Source organism: Oxalobacter formigenes, assembly GCF_002127965.1.
Lineage (GTDB): Bacteria > Pseudomonadota > Gammaproteobacteria > Burkholderiales > Burkholderiaceae_D > Oxalobacter > Oxalobacter formigenes.
The window spans coordinates 2,093,248-2,117,339 of sequence record NZ_CP018787.1; the positions used below are offsets into that span (position 1 = coordinate 2,093,248).

Genomic DNA, 24,092 nt, shown 5'->3' on the forward strand with positions numbered 1-24,092 from the left:
CCTCCAAGCTTGAAAATTTAGGATATCGTTTTCGCTAAACGCACTAATGCACAATATCTAATTTAGATGCCATTTTACGGCAAAAAGACGCATCTGTAAATATAAACATGGCTTTATTTACAGTTTGTTGACTTCGGTCAATTTTAATGCTGTGTTCAATGTCGTGTATGCTCTGCAACCGCTTCGACAACCAGATCATTCAAGCTCTTCCCGCTTGCCGCTGCCTTGATCGCAACCTCCGCATGCAATTCAGGAGACATCCGGATATTGAAACGGCCTGAATACGACTTGTACGGCTCAATACCCTTTTCTTTGCACATTTCAAGATAGACATCGAGAGACCGCTTCCCTTCTTTTTTCAGCCCATCAATGTCCGATGCGTAAAAATCAGCGCCGCCAGACAAGCCAAGAAATTCACCTCGAAACATTTCAATTTCCGGATCGTACTGGATAACCGCCTTTTGCCCGTCAATGATCATAATATTGTTCAAAGAAATGCCTTATAAGAAATGTTGTATGCTTTCCCAATCCGCTTTGCCATATCCACAGAAATAGGACGAACACCGTTTTCCATTTCTGAAACCCGTGTCTGTTGAATTCCAAGAACGGCCGCCAGTTGTTTTTGTGTAATCTCTTCTCTGGCCCGTAAACCACGTAATGCCATGCCGGGATTAGCGTCTGGAAATACTTCGTCTATTGTGTAAAGCTTATCGCCTTCTTCGTTGACTGGTCGTATATCTGCCAGTTGCAATAGACTTGAAATAGCGTCACATATCTTTGACGCCATTTCTGTCGGTACGGTGAGACTGATTTCAGTCAATCCGTCCGTAATCTGCGTTTTCATGTGTGCCAACATATCGTACCTCTATTAATCTGATTTCTCTATCTGTTACTTTCCATATAGCCACATAGCGTGGCTTCCCCTTATTCAGGTGGCAGTGATATACATCCTTCTTCCCAACAATCTTTCCGAAATGCGGCCATCCTGTTAATTCAGGCCCTCCCGCTGTCAAATCTTTTTCCAGCAAATACAATACATCCCTCATGCTTTTTGGGAGTTTGTCTTTTTGTTTCCGCGCTTTTCCTGTTGTGAGAACTTGCCACATAGAATATTTAAGTAATATATTATTTTTTAGATATTATATATCAATTTTGGATATATTCCAAGAAAGTCGTTTTAATTTTCACCAAGGTAATCAAAATAAAAACCCGCCGAAGCGGGCATAAAATTCATATCGTCCAAAAAATCGTCATCGCTACAACAAATAAAAACCACGACGTACTATCAATTACATGGCTCATTTCGCACCTCGCAGTTTCAAAATGAGTGCGTCACGATGTTTGGCACGGTGAGATAAAGCTGTGATACAGGCCTGCGCGATTTCTTCAATAGTGGAGTCTTTCAGGCCGATATTGGTAGGGTCAGCAATAGCCTTTGCTAAACCATCGTATGGAGATGGGCGCGGCCTAACGCACACTCTTCCGTCATAGTCGATAGAAAGAAGGAAATCATGCTTCCAAATTGACATTGCCAATATTCCGATAAGCACTTCTTCCGGAACATCTACATCAGGACGACTCTTTCCTTTACTGACAGCATCGCGATATTTTTCAAAAAAATCTGATGCCGCTTCTCTTCCTTTTTGAAAGACGTTCTGATTTAGTAAATCAAATTCTGGTTGTTTGTGGTGAAGGTTTGTTTCTCTATCCAATACATCTAGTACCCATCGCCGGAATTCTTTTGCAATGGGTGTCCGGGAAAACATGGCGACAAGGTGTGCGCCTCGTAAACTAAAAACACGCCGTTCAGCCTTTAAATTCGCCGTGCTACCCAAATTGGGTAAGCGAGTCATTTCGTCGGTAAATTCGTCTGAATTTCGGTTGTAAATTTTGGTTACGGCATTTTCGTTGGCATAGCCAAGCGCCGCAGCCAGTTGTGCAGATGAAATGTAAATTCGATTGTTGATAGACTGGACGTTGAATGTAATGCCGCGGAATGCGAGATTAGACATGATATAACTCCGTACAAGTAGTTTGTTTTTCCACCTACCCCCGACCAAGAGGGTGGGCAGACCATGCAGGTTGGTCGACCGGTGTACGGAACCCGGCAAGCCCGAAGGCTTCCCGCATGACCCGCCCATTAAGGAGCCATGCTGTGGACGAAAAAATACCGCACTGGTGGCGGTTCGTCCGCCGTACACATTCGAGCGACCAAGCCCGGCACCATTTTTTGTGGTGCATATGAAGGATAGCTTGATTGTTCTGATTGTGTCAACATAACAACATGATTGAAAAAATTAAAAATTGGTGGCGGGGGAAATACATACCTCCCCCCAAAAACGATCCTGATAGCCAAATTGTCTTTATCAGCCCGGGGCGCTACGAGAGACCGTTTCTGGCAAAGGTTTACGAGTTTATAAAATACAACCTGCCAAACGAAAAAGGCTGGTTCATAAAGCTACTTGTTGGCGGTGCCGTCGCTTTTGCTATCGCTATCGTCAGCAAATCCCTTTGAAATAACCCCTATCTCCAAGCTATCAACATCCCAAAGCAGAAACTTCGCGCCCATCTCGTCCAACATGGAAATCTGGCTTATAACATTTTCTCTTTGTTCTGCTGTTAAAGGTTTGGTAGTCTTGACGATAATAATGTCTCCTGGACTCGCCTTTTTAACCTGATCAATAATTTTTTCCATACTTTTATTAAATTCCTCAATACCAACGTGCAATATGATTGAGAGCATCTCGCACCAGACGGTTATATTGGCTTTCAGATATCCGCAATACCCTTGCGCCGTCCATCCTACATTTTGCCTTTTCTCTCTTTTCGTTTACTGATGCCTTTCCTAGTACGTAAAGCAAAAATGCTTCCCTCTTTTTCTTGGGTACATTTCGAACGATATCTTCCATATCCTCGGCAGCTAGAACGTCAACAGGCGGGACATACTCGCAAACACAGAGATCCCCGCGATCCGGAAGTTTTACAGCGTAACGCATGATGCAAGTGTAAGACTTCGGGTAAAACCTCTTATCCAATCCCCATCTGATCCAGTTATCTAGTTCAGGCTTCAGCATTTTCATTACTTCCAATGTTTTTAATTGTTCGTAATTCTGCATTCAAACCCTCACAAGAAGTGGCCAACAATAAAACCCCAGACAAACCCGCTTGCCATCGACAAAAAAAACAAAATTAAAAGGCCGGATAGAAAATCGATGTTTGTATTTTTTTTATCCATTTCTTACCTTTCAGAATTCTTGCTTAAGTGCATAACTTAAAAGGGCAAGCGCATCGGCATGGTTATCGTCTACTATGTTAAATCCTCGACGTTTTGCCTCGTTTATCATCGCCTCCTTGTCTGCGTTACCCTTCCCTGTCCAATATTTTTTAATGACGCCGACGCCAACCGGATGACATGGTATGTTTCGTGTCACACACAGCATTTCCAGAATCGCCAGATAGCCGCCGTATGCGTGTGCGGCGAGCACCCCTGCATGTGCCTTCACATCTTCAAAATAAACGATGTGCACACCATCCAAAGCCATCTGTGTCCATTCTTTAAATCGTGCCCATCGGATTGCTTGACGTTCTGTTTTCTTCGGTTTGAAATGTTGTGTCCCACCCGTAATCTTCCCGCCCCGCTCATATTTAGCCCATCCAGTTTTGGTGCCGATGTCTATGGCAAGAATGTTCACTTCATTCACAATTTCGCCTTCTCTCGAGAAAATAGTTTTCGGGAAGCCCTACATCTGCAAGTAATTTTTTCGGGGAAATGTCTAAAACTGTGGCGACATTCAAAAACAAGCGGCTAGAAACTTTATATTTTCCTTTTTTGATTCGTGACATGCCACTGGCATCCATCCCCGTCTTTCGCCACAGATCGGAAAAATCTTCACATCCCAGTCTGTTCCGAAGCTTTCGCAGTAACTCAAATTGATCTATCTCTTTCATTTCTGCGGCCTCTTTTCAATCTTTCCTGTTATTTTTATTGGGAATCCACATTCAAAATCTGGATCTATAGTTTTCTGCATGAAACAGAACACATCGAACGCAAATAAAGCTGCGTCGAAAACCCAGTTAGGACACCAATTTCTAACCTCAACTATCGGTGAGTCCGAAAGCGTGCAGTAAACCGGGGCAATAAAACAAAACATTCCGCAGTGGGTAAAATTTTCCTGAATTTCCTGCTCTGTCAGTCTATTAAAAATAGCCATTGCATCCCCTCGCTCTGAATAACCACTCGTCCATTTCTGTGCGTTTAAAATTCACCTGATCGCCGCTATTTCTGATTATTTCCCTCCGGCTGCCTTTTGATAGCCAATGATCTTTTGGAAAGATGTATTTCGGCTTTTTTGCGTCAATGCCGCGCCCTGCTCTGTAAACCGGCGCTACGTTATTTTTTACCGCTCTCCATGACACAACCCGGATTTGATCGCGCACTTCCCGAATTACTGAACGTACAAAGCTTTGCGATCTGTCTAGCTCTTCCGCAATGTCTTTTACTGCCATCGGTTTTTCAGTAAGCAGCGATAAGATGAGTTTTTCTTTTTCTGTCATGCCAGTTCCTTGATTGCTTCTTGCGCCCAGTTAACCGATATTGCCGGCAACGTTTCTCCGTTTGCCTTTCTTGCCATAATTTTCTTGGCCCACGCCAGCCCGGGTTGCTTTTTAAGGATCCCTGACGCGTTGAGATTTTCCAGCTCACGACTTGCCCTCTCTTTGTCTGTCTCGGTTTTCCCGGGTGCCGGCAACGCTTCCATTACAGCCGGAATATCTGGCCATCCGTTTTTTTGCAGCTCTTTCGACAGTGCGTTTTCCCACCGCGTTTTGATGTTTGAATATGTCTGATTCAGCAGGTCATGAGTCATTTTTGAGGCCGCCCAGAATATCGCCGGATGTGACCACTCGCCCTTTTCTCCCTTTCGCCGCGCCTCCATGCCATTAACTGCTTCGTAGTAGGCGACGGTCATGTCCAGTGATGGCCTGCACAATTCGATAAATTCGTTGAGTGTTGGCGGCCATTTCAGTTTCAGCATGGCTTCTACGCCTGATCTCATTTCAACGCTGGTCAGTGTTGCCATACGTGTGCCCCAAAACTCTTTCAGTTTTTGCGGGTCAGTTCCCTGCCACTGATCCGAAAAGCGTTTTCCGAACGTCATCAACATACGGTCAAACAGGTCATCTATCCATTTTTTGGGTAGGGCCTCAGTGGGCCAGTGTGTTGATGTCGATAATGTTGTTGTCATGGTCGTAATCGCCGCGTGATTCGTTGAGTTTGTTTAGCCAGTCTGATGTCGCGCATTGTTTTGTTTTCTCCGGCGGTCGCCAGTCGGACAGGTAGTGTTCGTCCGGCCCGAAGAACGTCGACGGTTGTTTGATGTATTGCGGATGAACTCCGGTAGCACCGACGTAATGCGCATACCGCATTACCCCGTCGATCAACTCATCGGGCGTTACTCCGTCATTGATTCTGGCTTTCCACGCTTTGAATGCAGATGGTTTGTTTGCCCCGGGACGTTTCGGGTAAAGGGAAAAGGCTTGTTCGAATTCATCCGGATAAGCCTGTTTATTTTTTTTGCCCTGTTTTTCAACGTGGGGGACTATAGGGGGTTTATCTTTATTATCTTTTTTATTTATATCTTTATTATTGGGTACAGAAACTTGACTACCCCCTAGTACAGTTTCTTGACTACCTTTAACAAGTTTCTGGACGGGGGGTACAGTTTCTTGACTACCCGTACAGTTTCTTTCTATTGAGCGGTACGTGTTGAATTTGACTCCGTTTTTTATCGTTTCTTTTTTAACGATCAGGCCTTTTTTAACCAACGCTGCCAAGGCATCAATAATCCCCTGTCTGGATGCCCCAAGCGTATCTTGCAAATAGGATATGGAACCGCTGAAGCATCCTTTTGGGTCTTGTGAGTAGTTGTGTATGGCCGCATAAATAAACGCCTGATAACCGCTTAATTTCAGGTCTGTCAGCATCCAGTCGAACACAACGAAATAACAGGTCTTTCGTTCTGGTTCACTCATTTTGTACCCCTTCCCACTTCCAGAACCCCGGACAAAAACCACCACTCCACCGTTTTACGGTGCGCCTCTTCCCAGCGTTCAATGCGTTCCTGTTTATTCAATTTCGATCCCTGATCTATTTCTGAATGACACCCGTTGCATAGGTACGCAACGCGAAAATCGTATGCTTTAATACCTTTCCCTTTACCGTCTCTCAATTGGTTGCTATGAGCCGCGACAACCGTCCCATCGTTGACTTTTCCACAGCAAAAACACATCGGCGAATGCCGGGCCAGATCCAGCAGTTTTTTGTTCCGGTACATCATGAAAATGCCAGGATGTTGTTAACCACGTTTTCAACGTCACCACGGGTCTGGTTGATAAAAATTCTCTTCAATAAAACGTCTATAACCGCGCTGTAGAGGCTTTCGAATTCATCTTCATCCATATTTGCAAAACTGATGCTTTTCGCCCGAAGTTGAACGGATCCATCCATCCTGACAAATGTTTCGAAGTAACCTGCCAAAATAGTGATATCTTCCCGAAACTGCTTAAAATTCTTCTCGGCAATCTGACCGTGATATACAGCTTCCAGTGGTTTCCACGTGTCAAATCCATAGTTCAGCAAAGCGAAGAATTTTCGGAGAAACATGACATTTCTGGCGCGTGTAATTTTTGCCTTGAAGCCTTGCCCGACTTTGTGTTTTTTGAGATAGTCGGCTGAATCAGAATCAGCTGGAACCAGTGCGCCGGTCGGTGTTTTGGTGAGATAAATATCTGTCACACCACCCTCCACACTTTAATGATCCGTGCGTGAGCGAGAGGAGCCTTGGCTTGGCAACATTCGCCAGTCCATTCGATCAGCCATTTTCTTGCTGCCTCACGTGCGATAGCGCCCCATGCGTTGTGATGCCTCGGTTCAGCTATACCCAAGCAACGGCAATGACGCCGGAACTCTTCGAGTACGAATTGCGGCGGACCCTCTTCTTTCCTGATCGCGCAGAACGTTTCCAGAACGTGCAAAATGTGCTCTGACCATCGCTCATTACGCGACAGAACCAGCTTTATCCCTTTGTCTTTCAGTTGTTGACCTGTGAACATGCTTCCTCCGAAAAAGGAACCCCAGCCATGCTATGCTTATGATTCCGCTCAATAACTTTCATGAAAGGGGTTCCTTATGGACAAATACACATATAATGCGGCGAGAGCCATGCTTGACAAATTTCTAGAATCTCAACCTAACGCAACAGAAAAGAAATCCAGTAACTTGTCAGGATCAGAAGCAGCAAAATTCTGCACCGACTTCTTAGAACACTATGCAAATTGGCTAGAGAACACCTCAAAATCTTGGGATTAATTTTGAAATAGCATTCAATTTCAGCATTTGTTTTTCTAGCAAACGCCGGGCTTCTTTAATTTTGTCCGGCGTTTCGCCACACAGAGCCATTTCACACAGCACATCCGTTATCTTTTGGTTCTGATATTCAGTTAATTTCATTTTTATTCCTTACGCTAAAAATTTTTCCATCACTCACCATCTCCATATCCCTCAAGCTGATCTTCCATCCAGTTAGCAGCCATACGCATAGCTGCCGGAAACGCTTTCTGCATTTCTCGGCTAATTGGCATATCGTTGACGTCTGTAATCTTTAATTCACACGCCGTCAGTAACAGGAAAAACTGAAAAAAGCGGTCGTCATTTGTCCAACGGTTAACGGTTGAGTCATCCACCCCGATGCGCTCCGATGCAGTTACTTGCGTTACGTCTGCAAGTCGTTGCAGAAACTCCGCCCTGAGTTTTTGGGCTTTTCTGCGTGTCTTTGCATGTCGTTCTTGAGATACTGTTTCCGTTGTCATTGATTTGTCCGTTTGTGGTTGTCGGCCAGCTCTGGCCATGTGTACATATAGTTGTTTGGGCGCAAATCTTTCCGAGTAACGATGCCATTTGTAACGCGCTCTATTGCAGAGCAATGGTCGGCGGAAATCTTTCGTTTTTTGTCTCTCCAGAAACAAACGGTTTGAGGCGAGACACCAATGGCTTTAGCTAAAGCTGTGGCACTCCCCATGTGACGAATTGCAAGCAAAATATTTTTATCCATAATTTAATTCTACATTTGTAGATTAAATAAATCAACACTTGTGTTTTGTGTTTTTTCTACAAATGTTTAAAGTTCAAATATGAGCCTCGGAAAACAAATAAAAAAATATCGCCAGCAACTGGATTGGACTCTTGAAAAACTAGAGGAAGAGTCTGGCGTCCCGAAAGGGACGATTAGTGCGCTTGAGGTAAGAGATAGCGACCGATCTAAATATGCACCTGAAATAGCGCGAGCTTTCGGCATATCAGTAGATCAGTTAATGGATGAAAATATTGATGCTTCGGAGGCTGTGAATTCTCATGAGAAAAGCAAAGGCGATGACGAACATACCATCCGGCAGTTCAACACTGGCGGAGGCATGGGAAACGGCCTAATCCTGCAAGAACAATCCGGAATTATTGAAAATTTCCGCGTTTCTTCAGCATGGCTTCATGCAAATATTAAAGGCCACTCATCTACCAAAAATCTTTGCATCGTAACTGGATATGGTGAGTCAATGAAACCGCTTTTTAACCCCGGCGATCCTGTTATTGTTGATTTGCAAATAAAAGAATATGTCGGCGAATTCCCTTATTTTTTCCGCATAGAAAACGAGGGATTTATTAAGCGACTTCAACGAGTGCCTGGCGAAGGCTACCGTGTTTTATCTGATAATCCAAAATACGAAACGTGGACAATTAAGCAAGGAATGGACTTTGAGATATTTGGCAAAGTCATCAAAGTATGGAAGAGCGAGGATTTTTGATTGGTTGTGATTGCACAAATTTGATAAGTGCATAAGGCGACAGAAGAGCGAATGAGAGATACCATGTATATAGGGATTGCGAACGTAATCAATGGAACTGAAACGCCTGTCGGTGATGGTAAAACAGGCGCTGAAAGATGTGTGATTGTGTTGGAAGACGGGTCTCAACGTGCCGCAATCTTGAAAAAAGGAACATTAGGGCAAATAAAAGCTGAGTGCTTTTGCGCTCTACTTCTGAGAGCGTTAGGTCTTACAGTTCCTGATCCATACATTGTTTTTTTATCAAGTGAAGAAATTGCTTTTGCAAGTGCAGATTTAACTTATCCTAATTTAAAAAAACACCTCTCTGTTGACTTACTACCTGACGGGCCAGCAAAAGAAGCCGCAATTAACTGTATTTTGGAACTTGTAGCAAAATTTAAAAGTACGCCTCTCGCTTTATCGATTGATGAAGCAATTGATAATCGAGACAGAAATTTAGGAAATATACTGTGGGATGGTGAATCGGAGGCTTGGATTGATCATGCATATTGTCTTGGTGAAGGAGCGCTTGAAGGAATGGAGGACATCAATAAACTTGCCTGTATGATGCAACAATTAGGTATAGAAGAAAGAATTTCTCGATCCGCTATTGGACAGTCATTTGTAATAAGCGGGATATTAAGCGAAGTAATATTAAATGAAGTATCATCCGCTTTATCGGAACATATTAATGTTGAAGATTCAGTTAAGTTTATTTCAAATCGACTCCCAACGTTACAACGTAGAATACTAGATCGATTTCCAAAAAACGATTTATTGGCGGGGTTATGAGCATAAATTCCACCCATCAAAAAGGATTTATACCGTGGAGAGCATTATTTTGGGAGCCAGTTTCAGGAACTGGTGAGCGGATGATGGTCGGGGTTATTTATTGCTTTAATGATGAGTGGAAAACTTCAAGAATATTGCGGGATGATATACTTGACAGCCTGTACGGAAAATCTTCTTCATCAGCTAAAAATATGATTGAATTTGGACTTAGCTTGTATCTTTCGACAGCTAAAGCAACAAATGAAATTAAATTTCTTGACACCCCGATGGCTGGACTGATGCCGGGGCCATATAGAGAAACTGTAGCATCTTCTGAATCAGATATTTTAAGAACTGCCGCCCTGATGCATTCAAGTTTAGCCAAACTTGATATTTTTGATGCCGAAGAAGAGTTTGACTCTCCACAACCTGAAGAAGTAAACAGGCGATTTAGTACGGAAATTCGAGAAAACGTTACCTCTAAACGCCCAGAGCTTCATCAATGGTTCAATAAAGGTAGCCCATTGATAACAAATGGCTCAATAGTTAAATTTGGCTTTTGCTCCCCTTCTGCCTTAATCCATTTCAGTTTGTTGCGCCCTGTAACACAAAGTGCAAGTGTTAAAGACGCACGAGCAAAATTATGGGAACTTTCAAGAGCGTCAGATATTTCGGGAATAAAGAATGCTGCGTTGATTACTGCTATGCCAAACGAAAATGATCCAACTATCGGACCAAAACAACTTGAACAATTACTCAAATATAAAAAAGATATTGAAGATGAGGCTGATGCTGTAAACATGAGATTACATGCTGTTTATAATGTCAACGAAGCTTCAGACAAGTTAATTGAAATGGCCGCAGCATAAATCATTTTAATTTCTGTTTTTACTAAACAACCACCCCACCCCATTGCGGTGGGTTTTTTGTTGCCTGTTTGTTTTCCCTCCCCTAAAGAAATTGATTTGAGTCAAGGATTGTAGATTTTATCTACTTTGTTTTTCTACATTTGTTGACTTTATATTTCTACAAATGTAGAATTACCACATCGACACACACTTTCACAGGTGACAAAGATGGGAACAGTAAGCGAATACAGTTTCACACCAGCAGGCCAAATCAAAAAGCAATTGGTCATCGCTTCGCAGATCAAGTCTCGCTCTGATATGACTTATCAGGACGACATCTTTGCCGAAACGACGCAAATTGCGGTTGCTGACAATCTCATTAGATATCTGACAGATGCGGACGTTTGCAATCTCATCAATGCGGTTCTCGCAGACGATAAAGACAAAGTTTTCTCTTCGGTTGAAAAACTGATTGATGAGTCTGTAAATGCCATTGCCGAATCCGAGCAAAACGACTGATTTCCTCCGATCTGGTTACCGGTTCCATGCCTGAAACCGGACTTTTAAAGGGTGACGAAATGTATAACGAAACAGCTTACGAATATCTCGGCGTTGCGAGCAATGCGATTGTTCAGGCTATTAACTGCCTGACACGCGAAGAAGAAAGACTCATTAAAGAGCAGGAAGAGTCTGCTGTTATTAGAACAAGAAAACAGCTTGATCGGCTCTATGTTTCGCGTGACGAAATCTCGGCAGTTATGGAAGAACAAAAACGGGTGGCGCAATGAGCGACGAAAACAAAAAGTATGAACTCGTTAAAACAGATACCGTTACGACGTCAGGAAGAACACTGTACCGAATCAGGGCTTTGGTTGCTATTGGTTTGCTCGTAGCCCCGGGAGATTTAGGCGGCTACATCGAAAATGTAAATAACCTTTCGGTCTATGGTGATGCTTGGGTCTCTGGTAACGCTTGGGTCTATGGTGATGCTTGGGTCTATGGTGATGCTTGGGTCTATGGTGATGCTCGGGTCTCTGGTAACGCTTGGGTCTATGGTGATGCTCGGGTCTATGGTGATGCTTGGGTCTATGGTGATGCTCGGGTCTATGGTGATGCTTGGGTCTCTGGTAACGCTTGGGTCTATGGTGATGCTCGGGTCTATGGTGATGCTCGGGTCTCTGGTGATGCTTGGGTCTATGGTGATGCTCGGGTCTATGGTGATGCTCGTGTGTCCGGCGATGCTCGTGTGTACGGCGATGCTCGTGTGTACGGCAATGCTCGTGTGTACGGCAATGCTCGTGTGTACGGCGATGCTCTGGTAAAGGAACGTTACGACATCCAATGGTTTTCAAACGTTGGCTCAGAAAGCGGAACTTTAACGGTCTGCAAAGCAAAGCGCGGTTTATTTGTTAGCCGAGGCTGTTTCTCTGGGACGCTCCCTCAATTTAAAAAAGCCGTCAAAGCGAAACACGGTGACAGCAAGATAGGCCGTCATTATGCAACGCTGATTAAGTCTATCGAAATCTGGTTTAGAGAGGAGAAGGCGAAATGAGCAAGGCTACTGAACTTTTATGTGGCATCGGATGGGGCTTGTTTATCGGCTTGTTCTGGATTGCGGGGGTGCTATGGAAAGGTTTGTAAGCGACGCATTCATATTTTTAGTTTTGTTTTCGCCTGTCCTGTTGTCAGGTCTGGGCTGGATAAAGGGGTAAATCAATGAGCATTAGCACAATTATTCTTGGCGAATCAGGCACAGGAAAAACAACCAGCCTTCGCAATTTGAACCCTGATGAAGTTGCGCTTATTCAGGTTATTAAAAAACCGCTTCCGTTTCGTTCTGCTGGCTGGATGCCATATGTGACGGATAGCTGGGAAAAAATTATCAAAGGCATGAATTTAGCTGTTGAGAAAGGCAGAAAAATTATTGTTATTGATGATTTTCAGTATGTTATGGCAAACGAATTCATGCGTCGTTCTCAAGAACGTGGATTCGATAAATTTACTGAAATCGGTAACCACGCATGGGAAATATTCAATGTTGCCGGAACCCTCCCTGATGATGTTCGTGTTTATCTCCTGTCACACACTCAAGAAAGCGATAACGGCACAGTAAAGCTGAAAACCATAGGGAAGATGCTGGACGAGAAGATCACGCCAGAGGGCATGTTCACCATTGTTTTGCGCACTGTCGTTTCAGATGGACAGCACTTTTTCCGCACTCGTAATAGCGGAAATGACACCGTTAAAAGCCCTATCGGATTGTTTGAAACAGACATCATCGATAATGATCTTGCATTCGTCGATAAGGAAATTTGCAATTATTACTCAATAGGAAATCAGTCATGAAATACACACTCGACACACAAGCCGCACGTCAGGCCAACACTACCGGACGCATTACAGAGACTGGCGCATATACCGGTATTTTCACCAAAGCAAAAAAAGTTGTTAGTCAGAAAGGCGTAATTGGAATTGAATTTTCATTTAAAGATGAATTTGATAACTCAGCCGATTATTTGACTGTCTGGACAGTCAGTAAAGATGGCAACCAGACGTATGGTTACAAGCAATTGATGGCGCTTATGACATGTCTGAGATTGAATGAAATTGCGTCACAAAGCGGATTAGTTGAAGAGTATGACTCTGTAGCAAAACAGGCTATTAACGTTTCCGCCGAAGTCTATCCTGCGCTAATGAATAAACAAATTGGTGTTTTGTTACAAGCTGAAGAGTACGAAAAAAGTACAGGAGAAATTGGCCAACGCATGAATTTATTCGGTTTTTTTGATGCTGCCTCTCGTCTGACCGCTGTTGAAATTCTTGACAAAAAGACATCCCCTGAAGTGTTGGACAAAATGCTTGGAAGCATGCAACCCATAAAAAAACTGAAAAACACTAAACAAGCCGGAGTACAAGTAAATTCATCCAATTTTGATAATGAGATTCCGTCCTGGGTGTGACATGACAAGCCTCTACCAACTTACTGCCGAACTTGAAGCCATGCGCCTGAAACTGATTGAAAACGGCGCAGATGAACAGACGATAGCCGACACTCTTGACGGCGAAGCACTGGATTTTGACAACAAGATTTTGGCCTGTGCATACGCGAAGAAAGACCTTGAAGCCATTGCCGAAGGCAGGAAAGAAGCTGTCCGGGAGATGCAGGAATCACTACGTGCAACGGAACGCCAGATTGAACGACTGGATGAATACATGATCACTGCAATGCTGACCGTTGACCGTCTGAACATACCCGGAAAGCATTTCAATGTTGATGTTAAGGGCAAAGCCCAGTCGGTCATTATCGACGATCCGGCATCAATACCACCGTTTTATTATCGGACGCCGGAGCCGAAAGCCCCTACCCCTGTTATTGACAAAAAGGCTATTGCCGACGCTATCAAACAGGGGGCGGTCGTACCCGGTGCAAAGTTGGATAACGGGAAAAGGCTGGTGATCAAATGAAGATTAAAGACTGGCTGATGGATCAGCAGCAAGACGAGCCGATGAGCGAAGATGAGGAATACACGCCCCCAGCGGATGGTGGGGATATAACCACCGCAGTACAGGCTTTTTTAACTTCAAGTGACTGTACAGTTTCCTTTTTAAAAAATGAGTGCTTAACCGGGTATTAGCCTCCGGTTGACATCCCGGAAAGACGGGAACCGATATGAAAGCAGATTGCGAGATTTAGCAGGGTGTGCAACTTGTAGCTGACAGTAGTGAATGCGTTTTAAACAGATAACGATTCCGTCAGCGCAACTTGCAAATTGCAGTCTGCTCCCATGTCGGTAAATGCACAAGTAGTGATTGTGCGCGGATCATTTCCCATGACGCCCAAAACGCTAGCAGGGTTGCCGGAAATGGAAAAAAGACGGAGTACGCGACCCGTACTGAAGAAACGCCGCTTCTTAAAAAGGGAGCAAGTCGGAGATCACTGCCGACACCGACACAAATTAAACAAACAGGAGACATTATGGGTGACAGAGCAAACATTGTGATGAAACAGAATCACAGTAACAGCAATACAGGCGAGATTTATTTTTACACCCACTGGGACGGGTATCAGCTTCCAAAAATTTTACAAGATGCTCTTAAACGCGGACGCAGACGATGGGACGATGAATCATATCTTGCCAGAATCATCTTTTCAGAAATGATTCAAGGCAATCTTGAAGGAGAAAACGGCTACGGGATCAGCGCCTATCTGACAGACAACGAATACGATCTTCTGGTTGTGGATGCCGAAACGCAGACTGTCACTATTCGTAAAGAAAGTGCCGAACCCGGCGAGGGATTTCCGATACCGTTCGAAAAATTTATTAGTTTAGACCTCACAAATGCCCCGTGGGAAATACTTCAGGAACTGAAAGAGGCCGAAGGAATCGGAGACTGATCATGGGGATTAAAGCAATAACTCGTCAGGTTTATTGGTCGGAGCGCCGAAATCGCAAGGAAATAGAAGCAGGAAAGGTAGAGGTATGAGCATGGGGGACATTATATTTTTAACAACGTTACTTTTTGCGGTACTTGGCGCCCTTGCGCTTTCATTACCGGTCAACCGATCATTTCTTTGAGATTATGATGAACGAATTTTTGGATAAATCACGCCCTGCAATGCCGTTAAATCGTTATGTATTTGCTGGGATATTTCAGGGTAGTTGCCCTCGGTGCGGAGGATTTCTTGTAGGTAAAAAAGATTGTGAATGTGGACAACGCATTTTCTGGGAAAAACAAGAAATTCATGTTTGGGATAAGGCGGGAAAGGAATTTTATGAAAACGCCCGAACCTGAATTACTGCCCTCTCCGCATGACGGAAGCAAAGTCAAATTTTGCGACGAATGCGATAGCGGCTGCCACAGAATTATCGGCAATGGCATAGAGATAGACCTACTGCCAACAATTCGTCAAGGCGACAGCTTGGAGAACCGCAGAGCTATATGCGCTGAGCGATGGAACGCCCGCGTTTACCCACCTCGATTTATACCAGAAACTCCGGCGCAGGTTCTGGAATGGCTATGCAGCAATTATCGCTCGTATGAAGCATTTCCAGATCCGCAAGATGACACCTACACTTTAACTGCACACGACATATTAAGCGCATTCTCGTGGTGGGACGAAGATGAATACCCGCCAGAGGTTCAGGCTGCGATTGATCGAAGCAAAAAAGAAAAAGTGAGTCTTATGCCGGGCGGCATTGGTGTATGTCCAAACTGTCTCGCAGATATTCACGATGAAATCACGCATTGCTGTCACTGCGGACAGCGACTGGATTGGAGCGAAGAATGACTAACGATGAAATCTACATCACTCACCCGGTTACCGGTGAATCGATGGATAAATCAATGTGCAAGCGCGTTATTACGCAGCTTTACGAACAACGCGAAGCATTGGAAAAGCAGATCGATGGACTGCATGATCAGATCATGAATTTGCCTTGCTTGGATCAGCCGGGCGTAGAACGTAATAGCCAGATTGCATACAAGACAGGACACAGAGATGCCAGACATGCTGCCGCTGAACTTGTGGCAATGATCGAGGCAGAAACCAAGAATGAATCACCTGCGATTGAAAGAGATATACCTGTTCAACCGAAATTGATTACAGCAACGAGAGAGGATTTCGACGACACCTTTGAATGCCCATCATGCGCAAAGAGATTTAGTTCTTTTGATGAGTTTGATTTTTGTCCTTGGTGCGGTCAGCGGCTGGATTGGAGCGAATGATGGCCTGCAACATTACTAAACGCGACGGCATGACCATCTTCATTTGCGGAAGTGAGTTGCCGCAGTGGGAAGTGTGTGCCGAATGCGGGGATGTCGCCGATATTCTATGCGACTACCCTGTTGGCGACGGCCTGACGTGCGACCGTAATCTATGTGCTGATTGCGCTGTCGAGGTCGCGCCGAACCTGCATTACTGTAAACCGCACTTTGAAATGTGGAAGCAATTCAAAGAATCGGGAGGCGTTCGTGATGTTCTTCAGAACGTCGTTCCATTTTCGAGATTGGATCGTCCATGACTGTAAAAAATTTACAAAAAGAAATCTCTCCGACTGTAAAAGAAATCATTGAGAAATGCAGAGGGTCTGATGAATTCGAGTCATTCGCATTTTTCGGATCCGTTGCACTGGAATTGTGGGCGATAAACCTGCAAATTTTAGATGAAGAAGATGGAAATAAATTACTTGATCATTTCACATCTGAAGTAAAAAAACGCTCTCAAGAACTTAAAGAAATTGCAAAGGCACCAAAATGGCATCAATAAACAGCAATGAAACGGGAATCAAGCCAATTCTAGATGCTTGCTGTGGTTCTCGTATGATGTGGTTCGACAAGCAGAATCCGTTGGCGGTCTTTGCTGACAGTCGGTCAGAATCGCACACGCTATGCGATGGACGAGTTTTGCATATCAATCCAGACGTTCAGCATGATTTTAGAAATATGGATTTTGCGGACGAGTCGTTCAATCTCGTGTGTTTCGACCCGCCACATCTTGTTCACGCAGGTGAAAAATCATGGTTGGGCAAAAAATATGGCGTGTTATCTGGCGATTGGCAAGACGATATCAAACAAGGCTTCGCTGAATGTTTTCGCGTCTTGAAGCCGTTCGGCACTCTTGTTTTTAAATGGTCTGATGAACAGATCAATACGTCAGAAGCGCTGAAGCTGACACCGCACAAACCATTGTTCGGACACCGTCGCGGGAAAACGGTATTTTTAGTTTTTATGAAAGCTTAAATATGGCATCAATAAACAAGGTAATTCTCATAGGCAACTTGGGCCGTGACCCAGAAAATCGCTATTTGCCCAGTGGTGAACAGGTGACCAGTATTGCAGTTGCGACAACAGAAAGCTGGAAAGATAAAACTACCGGCGAGAAACAAAGCCTGACCGAATGGCATCGCATTTCCTTCTTCGGCAAACTGGCTGAAATTGCAGGCCAGTATCTAAAAAAGGTTCGCAGGTCTACATTGAAGGCCGTCTGAGAACGCGTAAATATACCGACAAGGAAGGCATCGACCGTTACGCGACCGAAATCATCGCCGACACTATGCAGATGCTTGGCAGCCGTCAGGATGGGCAGGAAAGCACTGGGCGCAATAAATATGCGGAACAAACAGGCAGAGACGCGCCAAGTCAGCGCCCTGCTCCTATGTCTGATATGGACGACGATATCCCGTTTTGATGAGGGCTATAAGCTTTGAAATGCTATCGAACGATAAAGAAACACGCGCTTGAAACCGGACTGACTGAATCAGCTATCAGAACAAAAATTCAACGCGGGAAATGGATGGAGGGTCGTGTATGGAAACGCGACCCTGATGGAACAATAATGATTGACGTAGAGGGATATAACCAATGGGTGGAAAACGGGAACGGTCTGGTGTTGTCGCCGTGTCAGAAACGTCAATCCAAATCACCTTTACCTTCAAGGGCGTCCTGTGCCGTGAAAGGCTCAAGCTCAAGCCCACTGCCGCTAACTTAAAACGAGCAGAGTTGCACAGGGCAGCGATATTGCATGCTATTTCTATTGGCACGTTTGATTATTCGGTTACCTTCCCAGATTCGCCAAGACGTTTTAAGTTCAGCGAAGAAAAAGGAGACGGACATTTTTTGGAAGATTGGCTTCAAACATGGCTTGACCGCCAAAAGCCACATATCAAAACCAGCACATGGGATGGCTACAGGAAAATTGTCTATAACGTACTGATACCAGAAATTGGAAAAATATATCTGTCTGACTTGCGACGGAACCATGTCCGGAAAATGTGCGACAAGATGACGAGCGTTACAAATAAACGCTTGTCGAATATTCAAAGCGTTTTGCGCTCATCATTACAGAATGCCCTCGACGACGACATATTAGATGCCAACCCATTATACGGGTGGCGTTACAAACGGGCAGAGGCTCCAAAGCCGAATGATCATGTTGACCCGTTCAATAAAGAAGAACAAGCGTCTATTATCGCCGCTTGCAAAGACAGACTTATCAAAAACCTGTTTCAGGCCGCTTTATGGTCAGGGCTGCGAACAAATGAACTTGTCGCATTAAATTGGGATGATATCGACTTGAAACGCGGAGTAATCCGCATCTGGAAAGGTAAGACACAAGCAGCAAAAGTTGCCGAAACACCGAAAACAAAACGAAGCGTCAGGGAAGTGAAGATATTGCTGCCTGCACGTAAAGCACTTTTAGACCAGAAGAAACTGACTTTCTCGCCAGACAAGAATTCACCTGTGTTCATCAACCCAAACACTGGGGACGCATGGACAGGCGACCAGCAAATCAGAAATGCATGGATGTCAATTTTAGAGATTGCGAATATCCGGTATCGTAACCCTTACCAGACGCGGCATACATACGCTTCAATGATGCTATCAGCAGGTGAAACTCCCGTTTGGCTGGCGGGGCAAATGGGACATACTGATGTCAACATGATTTATAAAATCTACGCAAGATGGATACCTGACGCCGCACCGAATGCAGGACAAAGAGCCGTGGAAATATTTGGATAAGGGCAAAAAATACAACAAAAGAAAAGGCTGCATAAATGCTGCACTACACAGCCTAATCCAGCATCATTTCATACATTTATTTCAAAAAACAAAAAACCGTAACTCGTTTGTATTCAACGAGTTACGGCTAATATCTTGGCGGAGAGAGGGGGATTCGAACCCCCGATAGGCTATGAACCTATACACGCTTTCCAGGCGTGCGACTTAAACCACTCATCCATCTCTCCTGCAATGGATTACTGCGAAGCCATGCATTCTAGCATAAAGATGGGGGATGTCCTCATCTTTATGCAATTTTTTGACAAGATCACAACGATTTCTTGAGCTGGTCAAGGATGGCCGGGTTTTCCAGTGTGGAAATGTCCTGCGTGATTTCCTCGCCACGGGCGATGACGCGCAAAAGACGGCGCATGATTTTGCCCGAACGGGTCTTCGGCAGGTTGGCGCCGAAGCGGATTTCTTTCGGACGGGCAATCGGGCTGATCTCGCGCGACACCCATTTGCGCAGGTCGGCGGCGACGTCTTTCGCGTTCTCGCCTTCCGGCAATTCCTTTTTGAGGATGACGAAGGCGCAAATGGATTCACCGGTCAGATCGTCCGGCTTGCCGACAACGGCGGCTTCGGCAACCATCGGATGAGCGGACAGCACGGATTCGACTTCCATCGTGCCAAGGGCGTGACCCGAAACGTTCAACACGTCGTCGATACGACCGGTGATGGTGAAGTATCCGGTTTGCGGGTCACGGATCGCGCCGTCGCCGGCCTGATACAGTCTTCCGCCGAGTTCTTCCGGCCAGTAATGGGTCTTGTAGCGTTCGTCGTTGCCCCAGACGGTACGGATCATGGAAGGCCAGGGCCGGTTGATGACAAGGATACCGCCCTGCCCGTTCGGCAATTCCTGACCGGTTTCATCGACAACGCTGATCGACAGGCCCGGCAATGGCAATGTGCATGAACCCGGAACGAGCGGGGTCGCGCCCGGCATCGGGGCGATGACGTGACCTCCGGTTTCGGTTTGCCAAAAGGTATCGACGATCGGGCAACGTTCCTTGCCGATATGTTTGTAGAACCAGAGCCATGCTTCCGGGTTGATCGGTTCGCCGACGGAGCCGAGCAGCCTCAGGCTGGAGAGGTCGTAGTTTTCCGGTGCAACCATCGTGTCTTCAGTGCTGGCCTTGATGAGTGAACGGATGGCGGTCGGTGCGGTATAGAAAATGGTGACCTTGTGCTTGTCGATCATTTCCCAGAAACGGCCGGCATGCGGGAAGGTCGGCACGCCTTCGAACAGGACGATGGTGCCACCGACGGCCAGAGGGCCATAGGCGTTATAGGTGTGGCCGGTAATCCAGCCCACATCTGCCGTGCACCAGAAAATATCGTCCGGCTTGATGTCGAACGTCCAGCGCATGGTCATGATCGCCCAGAGGAGATATCCACCCGAGGAATGCTGTGCGCCTTTCGGATTGCCGGTAGAGCCGGAGGTATAGAGGATGAACAGTGGATGTTCGGCGTCGACCCATTCCGGTTCGCAGACGTCGGACTGTGAATCGGTCAGTTCGTGCTTCCAGTGATCGCGGCCCTTGACGAAGTTGATCTCGTTGCCGGTACGCTGGTAAATGATGACGTTTTTGACCTTGTTGTCGTCGATCATGGCCAGTGCATCGTCCACGATGGCTTTCAGAGGCAGGTAACGGCCGCCACGAACCTGTTCGTCGGCGGTGATGACGGCGACAGCGCCGGCATTTTCAATTCTTTCGGCAAGCGACGGCGCAGAGAAACCGCCGAACACGACCGAATGGGTCGCACCGATACGGGCACAGGCCTGCATCGCGATAATCGCTTCGGCCGACATTGCCATGTAGATGACGACACGGTCGCCTTTTTTGATGCCCAGCGATTTCAGGCCATTGGCCATTTTGCAAACCCGTTTGTGGAGTTCGCGATAAGTCAGGCGGGTAACGGTGCCGTCATCCGCTTCGAAAACGATCGCATCTTTTTCCGCGTTGCCATTTTCAAGATTCTTGTCGAGACAGTTGTAGGAGACATTCAGCTTACCATCCTCAAACCATTTGTAAAACGGGGGATTGGTTTCGTCCAGCACTTTGGTGAACGGTTTGTGCCAGAGTACGTTTTCACGCGCCAGCTTGCCCCAGAACCCTTCGTAGTCCTCTTCAGCTTCCTTGCACAGCGCCCAATATGCATCCATGCTCGGGATAGCCGCGTTTTGCGCAAACTCTTCGGATGGATAATAAAAACGGGTTTCTTTTTTTTCGGATGGATTTGCTGCCATTTTGTCACTCCTGTTTTTTTAATGGCCTCCCGTAGCGTTTTACGGGGCGGCCGGACTCTTCTTGTGAATGAGTACACGTTTAAAACAGCCGGAATAAACAGACTTTCCGACCATTCCTTTTGCAGAGATCCCCTAAAAAGAGGATTTCCGTCTGGCAAAACCAGTCCGGTAAGACCGGTTCTTTATTACTATTAAATCTAAGGTATATAACAACTGAAAATATAAGGCATGCAAGATATCGCAAGTTTCCGTTGTCGTCAAATAACTTTTTCACTTTTTTCCGACTCTTGTCAGGGATCGTATTCACATGCCTGTGAAAGAGGCTAAAATAAGCCGATCTGTGAACATGGGTATTCGCCCTGTTTTAATATTGAATCCGACACGCCTATGACTACCATCAAGCAAGAAGACCTGATCGAATCGATCGCCGCTGCGCTTCAATACATCAGCTACTATCACCCCACCGACTATATAAGACATTTGGCGAAGGCTTATGAAATTGAACAAAGCCCGGCCGCAAAAGACGCCATTGAACAGATCCTGACGAATTCACGGATGTGTGCGGAAGGCAAAAGGCCGATTTGTCAGGATACGGGTATCGTAAACGTTTTTCTGAAAGTCGGCATGGACGTGAAATGGGACGGCTTTACGGGCAGCATCCACGACGCGATCAATGAAGGCGTCCGGCGCGCTTATGCTTTCGAAGACAACAAGCTGCGCAACTCCGTCGTGGCCGATCCGCAGTTCGAACGCAAGAACACGAAAGACAATACCCCTGCCGTCATCATGATGGATGTCGTTCCAGGCAACACAGTGGAAGTGACACTCGGTGCCAAGGGTGGCGGCTCGGAAAACAAGTCGTCATTGAAGATGCTGAACCCGTCCGATTCGCTGGTCGATTACGTTCTGGAAACGGTCGAACACATGGGCGCGGGCTGGTGCCCGCCCGGCATTCTCGGCATCGGTATCGGCGGCACGGCTGAAAAGGCTGCCCTGATGGCGAAAGAAGCCGCGATGGAATCGATCGACATGGCTGAACTGAAAGCCCGAGGCCCGCAAAACAAGCTGGAAGAATTGCGCATCGAGCTTTACGACAAGATCAACGCGCTCGGTATCGGCGCGCAGGGTGTCGGTGGCATGACGACCGTTCTGGACGTCAAGATCAATATGTACCCGACCCATGCCGCTTCCAAACCCGTCGCGATCATCCCGAACTGTGCCGCGACGCGCCATGCGCACTTCGTGCTGGACGGTTCCGGCCCGGTTTACCTCGACCCGCCATCTTTGTCAGACTGGCCGCAGATCAACTGGCATCCGGATGTGGAAAAATCGACCCGCGTCAATCTGAATACGCTGACGAAAGAAGAAGTCGCGTCATGGAAACCGGGACAGACCCTGCTGTTGAACGGTAAAATGCTGACCGGCCGCGACGCCGCGCACAAGCGGATTGCCGATATGCTCGCGAAAGGTGAAAAACTGCCGGTCGATTTCACCAATCGCGTGATTTATTACGTCGGCCCGGTCGATCCGGTTCGTGACGAAGTGGTCGGCCCAGCTGGCCCGACAACCTCGACCCGCATGGACAAGTTCACGGAAACGATGCTCGGCCAGACCGGATTGATTGCCATGGTCGGCAAGGCCGAACGCGGCCCGGTCGCGATCGAGGCGATCAAAAAGCATAAATCGGCCTATATGATTGCTGTCGGCGGCGCCGCCTATCTGGTGTCCAAAGCGATCAGGGATGCCAAAATACTGGCCTTCGCCGATCTTGGCATGGAAGCGATCTATGAATTTGACGTTCAGGACATGCCCGTGACTGTTGCCGTCGATTCCAGCGGCACGTCCCTTCATACGACAGGCCCCGCTGAATGGTCGGCGAAAATCGTCAATTTCTGTGATGGAAAAATTCCGAAAGCGAACAATTGAACTCCAGCGCCAGCGACAATTCGGGCAAGCTCAAGGCTTCCGGACCGATCGGCATTTTCGATTCCGGTGTGGGCGGCTTGTCTGTCTTAAGGCATATTGCGACGCAATTGCCGGATGAAGAGCTGGTTTATTTCGCCGACTCAGGCTACGCCCCTTATGGGGACAAACCCGAGGAATTCGTGGTTGAACGTTCGTTTCTGATCACGGATTTCCTGCTGAAGCAGGACATCAAGGCTTTGGTTGTCGCCTGCAATACCGCCACGGCAATGGCGATTCACCTGTTGAGGGAAAAGTATCCTGACCTTCCGATCGTTGGCGTCGAACCGGGACTCAAACCGGCGGCCGCCAAAACGATTACAGGCACGGTCGGCGTGATGGCGACGGAGCGGACGCTGGCAAGCAACAAGTTCCACGTGCTTCATCAGTTGTTGAACGACCAGACCGGCGTTCATTTCATCATGCAAGCGTGCAACGGCATGGCCGATTTGATCGAACACGCGGAACTGGATTCCGAACCGATTTTCGAACTGGTGCAACGCTATCTTTTGCCTCTGCTCGAACAGAAAGCCGATACGATCGTCCTGGGATGCACACACTACCCTTTTGTCAGGCATGTCATTGAGAAGGTCGCTGCCGACTACGGTTCAACGCAGCTGAACATTATCGACACGGGATATGCCGTCGCCCGTCAGCTGAAACACCTGCTCGACATTTATGGACTGAACAAAAACGGATGTTCGCCCGATTCATTAGTCAGGGCGTACACATCGGGCGATCCGGCTACGATTTCGCACCTGATATCCCGATTACTGCAAACCGACATGCCGGTTTTATACGTATCATTGTAAAAATCAAAAAATACT

At 46.4% G+C, this 24,092-nt stretch carries 36 protein-coding genes, 1 tRNA gene and 1 pseudogene; 21 read left to right on the forward strand and 17 right to left on the reverse strand.

Features of this window, described 5'->3' with window-relative positions; translation table 11 throughout:
- Positions 1–155: 155 nt before the first annotated feature.
- The 15 genes from BRW83_RS09895 to BRW83_RS09975 all read right to left on the reverse strand — a co-directional run bounded on the left by BRW83_RS09895 (position 156) and on the right by BRW83_RS09975 (position 8,108).
- A complete protein-coding gene (locus BRW83_RS09895; protein WP_005879655.1) occupies positions 156–491 on the reverse strand; it encodes a type II toxin-antitoxin system HicB family antitoxin in 336 nt (111 codons plus the stop codon).
- Positions 488–856 carry a helix-turn-helix domain-containing protein gene (locus tag BRW83_RS09900; protein ID WP_005879653.1) on the reverse strand — a complete coding sequence of 123 codons (369 nt, stop codon included), beginning with the start codon at positions 854–856 and terminating at the stop codon, positions 488–490. The genes BRW83_RS09895 and BRW83_RS09900 overlap by 4 nt, the downstream gene beginning before the upstream one ends.
- A 442-nt stretch (positions 857–1,298) precedes the next feature.
- Positions 1,299–2,012 (reverse strand): BRO-N domain-containing protein, encoded by a 714-nt coding sequence (locus BRW83_RS09910; RefSeq protein WP_050757685.1) that lies wholly within the window; start codon positions 2,010–2,012, stop codon positions 1,299–1,301.
- A gap of 446 nt (positions 2,013–2,458) precedes the next feature.
- Entirely contained in the window at positions 2,459–2,695 is a 237-nt protein-coding gene (locus BRW83_RS09915) for a hypothetical protein (RefSeq protein WP_145814918.1), read from the reverse strand.
- A 16-nt stretch (positions 2,696–2,711) separates the two neighbouring features.
- Positions 2,712–3,116 carry a hypothetical protein gene (locus BRW83_RS09920; protein ID WP_036602543.1) on the reverse strand — a complete coding sequence of 135 codons (405 nt, stop codon included), beginning with the start codon at positions 3,114–3,116 and terminating at the stop codon, positions 2,712–2,714.
- 129 nt (positions 3,117–3,245) lie between these two features.
- Positions 3,246–3,701, reverse strand: a complete 456-nt coding sequence (locus BRW83_RS09925; protein WP_005879649.1) for a hypothetical protein — start codon at positions 3,699–3,701, stop codon at positions 3,246–3,248.
- Positions 3,694–3,948 carry a helix-turn-helix domain-containing protein gene (locus BRW83_RS09930; RefSeq protein ID WP_036602542.1) on the reverse strand — a complete coding sequence of 85 codons (255 nt, stop codon included), beginning with the start codon at positions 3,946–3,948 and terminating at the stop codon, positions 3,694–3,696. Before BRW83_RS09930 ends, BRW83_RS09925 begins: the two co-directional genes overlap by 8 nt.
- A 249-nt stretch (positions 3,949–4,197) precedes the next feature.
- A complete protein-coding gene (locus tag BRW83_RS09940; RefSeq protein WP_036602538.1) occupies positions 4,198–4,554 on the reverse strand; it encodes an RNA polymerase sigma factor sigma-70 region 4 domain-containing protein in 357 nt (118 codons plus the stop codon).
- Positions 4,551–5,243 (reverse strand): hypothetical protein, encoded by a 693-nt coding sequence (locus BRW83_RS09945; RefSeq protein WP_005879648.1) that lies wholly within the window; start codon positions 5,241–5,243, stop codon positions 4,551–4,553. The genes BRW83_RS09940 and BRW83_RS09945 overlap by 4 nt, the downstream gene beginning before the upstream one ends.
- Entirely contained in the window at positions 5,203–6,030 is an 828-nt protein-coding gene (locus tag BRW83_RS09950) for a helix-turn-helix domain-containing protein (RefSeq protein ID WP_005879647.1), read from the reverse strand. Before BRW83_RS09950 ends, BRW83_RS09945 begins: the two co-directional genes overlap by 41 nt.
- Positions 6,027–6,335, reverse strand: coding sequence for a DUF1364 family protein (locus tag BRW83_RS09955; protein ID WP_036602529.1), 309 nt, complete (start codon positions 6,333–6,335; stop codon positions 6,027–6,029). Before BRW83_RS09955 ends, BRW83_RS09950 begins: the two co-directional genes overlap by 4 nt.
- The gene (locus tag BRW83_RS09960; RefSeq protein WP_005879646.1) at positions 6,332–6,793 is read right to left on the reverse strand and encodes a DUF1367 family protein; all 462 of its coding nucleotides are present in this window, start codon (positions 6,791–6,793) and stop codon (positions 6,332–6,334) included. Before BRW83_RS09960 ends, BRW83_RS09955 begins: the two co-directional genes overlap by 4 nt.
- 555 nt (positions 6,794–7,348) lie before the next feature.
- Positions 7,349–7,507, reverse strand: a complete 159-nt coding sequence (locus tag BRW83_RS11805) for a hypothetical protein (protein ID WP_005879645.1) — start codon at positions 7,505–7,507, stop codon at positions 7,349–7,351.
- A gap of 29 nt (positions 7,508–7,536) precedes the next feature.
- The gene (locus BRW83_RS09970; protein ID WP_005879644.1) at positions 7,537–7,866 is read right to left on the reverse strand and encodes a CII family transcriptional regulator; all 330 of its coding nucleotides are present in this window, start codon (positions 7,864–7,866) and stop codon (positions 7,537–7,539) included.
- Entirely contained in the window at positions 7,863–8,108 is a 246-nt protein-coding gene (locus BRW83_RS09975; protein ID WP_036602524.1) for a transcriptional regulator, read from the reverse strand. The genes BRW83_RS09970 and BRW83_RS09975 overlap by 4 nt, the downstream gene beginning before the upstream one ends.
- A 79-nt stretch (positions 8,109–8,187) precedes the next feature.
- Between BRW83_RS09975 and BRW83_RS09980 the strand changes: the two genes are divergently transcribed.
- The 19 genes and pseudogenes from BRW83_RS09980 to BRW83_RS10060 all read left to right on the forward strand — a co-directional run bounded on the left by BRW83_RS09980 (position 8,188) and on the right by BRW83_RS10060 (position 19,013).
- A complete protein-coding gene (locus BRW83_RS09980) occupies positions 8,188–8,853 on the forward strand; it encodes an XRE family transcriptional regulator (RefSeq protein WP_005879643.1) in 666 nt (221 codons plus the stop codon).
- A 51-nt stretch (positions 8,854–8,904) separates the two neighbouring features.
- On the forward strand, positions 8,905–9,666 hold the full coding sequence (locus BRW83_RS09985) for a hypothetical protein (protein ID WP_036602521.1): 762 nt from the start codon (positions 8,905–8,907) through the stop codon (positions 9,664–9,666).
- Complete coding sequence (locus BRW83_RS09990; protein WP_005879640.1) at positions 9,663–10,514, forward strand: hypothetical protein; 852 nt, start codon at positions 9,663–9,665, stop codon at positions 10,512–10,514. The genes BRW83_RS09985 and BRW83_RS09990 overlap by 4 nt, the downstream gene beginning before the upstream one ends.
- Before the next feature lie 207 nt (positions 10,515–10,721).
- Positions 10,722–11,012 (forward strand): hypothetical protein, encoded by a 291-nt coding sequence (locus BRW83_RS09995; protein ID WP_005879639.1) that lies wholly within the window; start codon positions 10,722–10,724, stop codon positions 11,010–11,012.
- Between the two features lie 26 nt (positions 11,013–11,038).
- Positions 11,039–11,281: a hypothetical protein gene (locus BRW83_RS10000; protein WP_005879638.1), complete on the forward strand. Its 243-nt coding sequence runs from the start codon at positions 11,039–11,041 to the stop codon at positions 11,279–11,281.
- Positions 11,278–12,045, forward strand: coding sequence for a hypothetical protein (locus BRW83_RS10005; protein ID WP_086131812.1), 768 nt, complete (start codon positions 11,278–11,280; stop codon positions 12,043–12,045). The genes BRW83_RS10000 and BRW83_RS10005 overlap by 4 nt, the downstream gene beginning before the upstream one ends.
- 164 nt (positions 12,046–12,209) lie before the next feature.
- A complete protein-coding gene (locus tag BRW83_RS10010) occupies positions 12,210–12,839 on the forward strand; it encodes a DEAD/DEAH box helicase family protein (protein ID WP_005879636.1) in 630 nt (209 codons plus the stop codon).
- Positions 12,836–13,453, forward strand: coding sequence for a hypothetical protein (locus BRW83_RS10015; RefSeq protein ID WP_036602515.1), 618 nt, complete (start codon positions 12,836–12,838; stop codon positions 13,451–13,453). Before BRW83_RS10010 ends, BRW83_RS10015 begins: the two co-directional genes overlap by 4 nt.
- Before the next feature lies 1 nt (position 13,454).
- Positions 13,455–13,958 carry a siphovirus Gp157 family protein gene (locus BRW83_RS10020; RefSeq protein WP_005879632.1) on the forward strand — a complete coding sequence of 168 codons (504 nt, stop codon included), beginning with the start codon at positions 13,455–13,457 and terminating at the stop codon, positions 13,956–13,958.
- Positions 13,955–14,128: a hypothetical protein gene (locus BRW83_RS11810; RefSeq protein ID WP_155811796.1), complete on the forward strand. Its 174-nt coding sequence runs from the start codon at positions 13,955–13,957 to the stop codon at positions 14,126–14,128. Before BRW83_RS10020 ends, BRW83_RS11810 begins: the two co-directional genes overlap by 4 nt.
- Positions 14,129–14,256: 128 nt before the next feature.
- A complete protein-coding gene (locus tag BRW83_RS10025; protein ID WP_148424740.1) occupies positions 14,257–14,889 on the forward strand; it encodes a hypothetical protein in 633 nt (210 codons plus the stop codon).
- 185 nt (positions 14,890–15,074) lie between these two features.
- On the forward strand, positions 15,075–15,287 hold the full coding sequence (locus BRW83_RS11815; RefSeq protein ID WP_157661019.1) for a hypothetical protein: 213 nt from the start codon (positions 15,075–15,077) through the stop codon (positions 15,285–15,287).
- The gene (locus BRW83_RS10030) at positions 15,268–15,783 is read left to right on the forward strand and encodes a hypothetical protein (RefSeq protein WP_036602512.1); all 516 of its coding nucleotides are present in this window, start codon (positions 15,268–15,270) and stop codon (positions 15,781–15,783) included. Before BRW83_RS11815 ends, BRW83_RS10030 begins: the two co-directional genes overlap by 20 nt.
- Positions 15,780–16,220, forward strand: a complete 441-nt coding sequence (locus BRW83_RS10035) for a hypothetical protein (RefSeq protein WP_036602509.1) — start codon at positions 15,780–15,782, stop codon at positions 16,218–16,220. The genes BRW83_RS10030 and BRW83_RS10035 overlap by 4 nt, the downstream gene beginning before the upstream one ends.
- Positions 16,217–16,516: a hypothetical protein gene (locus BRW83_RS10040; protein ID WP_050757684.1), complete on the forward strand. Its 300-nt coding sequence runs from the start codon at positions 16,217–16,219 to the stop codon at positions 16,514–16,516. Before BRW83_RS10035 ends, BRW83_RS10040 begins: the two co-directional genes overlap by 4 nt.
- A complete protein-coding gene (locus tag BRW83_RS10045) occupies positions 16,513–16,761 on the forward strand; it encodes a hypothetical protein (protein ID WP_005879626.1) in 249 nt (82 codons plus the stop codon). Before BRW83_RS10040 ends, BRW83_RS10045 begins: the two co-directional genes overlap by 4 nt.
- The gene (locus BRW83_RS10050) at positions 16,749–17,234 is read left to right on the forward strand and encodes a class I SAM-dependent methyltransferase (protein WP_005879624.1); all 486 of its coding nucleotides are present in this window, start codon (positions 16,749–16,751) and stop codon (positions 17,232–17,234) included. The genes BRW83_RS10045 and BRW83_RS10050 overlap by 13 nt, the downstream gene beginning before the upstream one ends.
- A 2-nt stretch (positions 17,235–17,236) precedes the next feature.
- A pseudogene (gene ssb / locus BRW83_RS10055) lies at positions 17,237–17,682 on the forward strand (single-stranded DNA-binding protein).
- Between the two features lie 173 nt (positions 17,683–17,855).
- Positions 17,856–19,013 carry a site-specific integrase gene (locus BRW83_RS10060; protein ID WP_005879620.1) on the forward strand — a complete coding sequence of 386 codons (1,158 nt, stop codon included), beginning with the start codon at positions 17,856–17,858 and terminating at the stop codon, positions 19,011–19,013.
- A 136-nt stretch (positions 19,014–19,149) separates the two neighbouring features.
- On the opposite strand, the gene BRW83_RS10065 is transcribed toward BRW83_RS10060, so the two are convergent.
- Positions 19,150–19,240, reverse strand: a tRNA-Ser gene (locus BRW83_RS10065).
- An 80-nt stretch (positions 19,241–19,320) separates the two neighbouring features.
- On the reverse strand, positions 19,321–21,303 hold the full coding sequence (gene acs, locus BRW83_RS10070; protein ID WP_005879618.1) for an acetate--CoA ligase: 1,983 nt from the start codon (positions 21,301–21,303) through the stop codon (positions 19,321–19,323).
- 387 nt (positions 21,304–21,690) lie between these two features.
- On the opposite strand from acs, the gene BRW83_RS10075 reads away from it, so the two are divergent.
- Positions 21,691–23,229: a fumarate hydratase gene (locus tag BRW83_RS10075; protein WP_005879616.1), complete on the forward strand. Its 1,539-nt coding sequence runs from the start codon at positions 21,691–21,693 to the stop codon at positions 23,227–23,229.
- Positions 23,226–24,077, forward strand: a complete 852-nt coding sequence (murI, locus tag BRW83_RS10080; protein WP_005879614.1) for a glutamate racemase — start codon at positions 23,226–23,228, stop codon at positions 24,075–24,077. Before BRW83_RS10075 ends, murI begins: the two co-directional genes overlap by 4 nt.
- Positions 24,078–24,092: the final 15 nt, after the last annotated feature.

Bases quoted from the DNA above. Each gene is read 5' to 3' on its own strand.
- BRW83_RS10010 (WP_005879636.1), top strand. From the start codon at position 12,210: ATGAGCATTAGCACAATTATTCTTGGCGAATCAGGCACAGGAAAAACA.
- BRW83_RS10030 (WP_036602512.1), top strand. From the start codon at position 15,268: ATGAAAACGCCCGAACCTGAATTACTGCCCTCTCCGCATGACGGAAGC.
- BRW83_RS09970 (WP_005879644.1), bottom strand. From the start codon at position 7,866: ATGACAACGGAAACAGTATCTCAAGAACGACATGCAAAGACACGCAGA.
- BRW83_RS09920 (WP_036602543.1), bottom strand. From the start codon at position 3,116: ATGCAGAATTACGAACAATTAAAAACATTGGAAGTAATGAAAATGCTG.
- BRW83_RS09910 (WP_050757685.1), bottom strand. From the start codon at position 2,012: ATGTCTAATCTCGCATTCCGCGGCATTACATTCAACGTCCAGTCTATC.
- BRW83_RS09975 (WP_036602524.1), bottom strand. From the start codon at position 8,108: ATGGATAAAAATATTTTGCTTGCAATTCGTCACATGGGGAGTGCCACA.
- BRW83_RS10005 (WP_086131812.1), top strand. From the start codon at position 11,278: ATGAGCGACGAAAACAAAAAGTATGAACTCGTTAAAACAGATACCGTT.
- BRW83_RS09900 (WP_005879653.1), bottom strand. From the start codon at position 856: ATGTTGGCACACATGAAAACGCAGATTACGGACGGATTGACTGAAATC.
- BRW83_RS10015 (WP_036602515.1), top strand. From the start codon at position 12,836: ATGAAATACACACTCGACACACAAGCCGCACGTCAGGCCAACACTACC.
- BRW83_RS09995 (WP_005879639.1), top strand. From the start codon at position 10,722: ATGGGAACAGTAAGCGAATACAGTTTCACACCAGCAGGCCAAATCAAA.
- BRW83_RS10075 (WP_005879616.1), top strand. From the start codon at position 21,691: ATGACTACCATCAAGCAAGAAGACCTGATCGAATCGATCGCCGCTGCG.
- acs (WP_005879618.1), bottom strand. From the start codon at position 21,303: ATGGCAGCAAATCCATCCGAAAAAAAAGAAACCCGTTTTTATTATCCA.
- BRW83_RS10050 (WP_005879624.1), top strand. From the start codon at position 16,749: ATGGCATCAATAAACAGCAATGAAACGGGAATCAAGCCAATTCTAGAT.
- BRW83_RS10020 (WP_005879632.1), top strand. From the start codon at position 13,455: ATGACAAGCCTCTACCAACTTACTGCCGAACTTGAAGCCATGCGCCTG.
- BRW83_RS10040 (WP_050757684.1), top strand. From the start codon at position 16,217: ATGATGGCCTGCAACATTACTAAACGCGACGGCATGACCATCTTCATT.
- BRW83_RS09980 (WP_005879643.1), top strand. From the start codon at position 8,188: ATGAGCCTCGGAAAACAAATAAAAAAATATCGCCAGCAACTGGATTGG.
- BRW83_RS09990 (WP_005879640.1), top strand. From the start codon at position 9,663: ATGAGCATAAATTCCACCCATCAAAAAGGATTTATACCGTGGAGAGCA.
- BRW83_RS09915 (WP_145814918.1), bottom strand. From the start codon at position 2,695: ATGGAAAAAATTATTGATCAGGTTAAAAAGGCGAGTCCAGGAGACATT.
- BRW83_RS10045 (WP_005879626.1), top strand. From the start codon at position 16,513: ATGACTGTAAAAAATTTACAAAAAGAAATCTCTCCGACTGTAAAAGAA.
- BRW83_RS10035 (WP_036602509.1), top strand. From the start codon at position 15,780: ATGACTAACGATGAAATCTACATCACTCACCCGGTTACCGGTGAATCG.
- BRW83_RS09945 (WP_005879648.1), bottom strand. From the start codon at position 5,243: ATGACAACAACATTATCGACATCAACACACTGGCCCACTGAGGCCCTA.
- BRW83_RS10060 (WP_005879620.1), top strand. From the start codon at position 17,856: ATGGGTGGAAAACGGGAACGGTCTGGTGTTGTCGCCGTGTCAGAAACG.
- BRW83_RS09940 (WP_036602538.1), bottom strand. From the start codon at position 4,554: ATGACAGAAAAAGAAAAACTCATCTTATCGCTGCTTACTGAAAAACCG.
- BRW83_RS11805 (WP_005879645.1), bottom strand. From the start codon at position 7,507: ATGAAATTAACTGAATATCAGAACCAAAAGATAACGGATGTGCTGTGT.
- BRW83_RS10000 (WP_005879638.1), top strand. From the start codon at position 11,039: ATGCCTGAAACCGGACTTTTAAAGGGTGACGAAATGTATAACGAAACA.
- BRW83_RS11815 (WP_157661019.1), top strand. From the start codon at position 15,075: ATGATGAACGAATTTTTGGATAAATCACGCCCTGCAATGCCGTTAAAT.
- BRW83_RS09930 (WP_036602542.1), bottom strand. From the start codon at position 3,948: ATGAAAGAGATAGATCAATTTGAGTTACTGCGAAAGCTTCGGAACAGA.
- BRW83_RS09985 (WP_036602521.1), top strand. From the start codon at position 8,905: ATGAGAGATACCATGTATATAGGGATTGCGAACGTAATCAATGGAACT.
- BRW83_RS09950 (WP_005879647.1), bottom strand. From the start codon at position 6,030: ATGAGTGAACCAGAACGAAAGACCTGTTATTTCGTTGTGTTCGACTGG.
- BRW83_RS09955 (WP_036602529.1), bottom strand. From the start codon at position 6,335: ATGATGTACCGGAACAAAAAACTGCTGGATCTGGCCCGGCATTCGCCG.
- BRW83_RS11810 (WP_155811796.1), top strand. From the start codon at position 13,955: ATGAAGATTAAAGACTGGCTGATGGATCAGCAGCAAGACGAGCCGATG.